This window comes from Bacillus sp. sid0103 (genome assembly GCF_019219025.1).
The window spans coordinates 1-272 of the sequence record NZ_JAHUWN010000140.1 but is presented as its reverse complement, the minus strand read 5'-3'; the positions used below and the strand labels follow the sequence as shown (position 1 = coordinate 272).

The following is a 272-nucleotide window of genomic DNA, read 5'->3' as shown; positions in this document are numbered from 1 at the left end:
GCCACCTGCTTTAGTTCTTTTATTTTACTGAGTCCCACCGCACGTTTAACAGCTTTTCGAAGGTGTTCAAGTATCTGCTGTTCTGTAAGATTGATTAATTCATTTGGCAATAAATTAAGTTTTAATATCTGTATTGCAGCCTTACCTTCCCAATCTTTAAAGACGGTAAGGAATTCTGGAAAGTAGCGATCTATCCAATTATGGACTTGTCCTTGAACTGCTTGAAGGTCAACAGATAAGAGATCACGTATTTTTCGAGCCACTCGAAGTTC

At 38.2% G+C, this 272-nt stretch carries 1 pseudogene; it reads right to left on the bottom strand.

The annotated features are described in order from the left end of the window. Window positions 1-272: pseudogene (locus KW850_RS34625) on the bottom strand (IS110 family transposase); the annotation flags it as partial.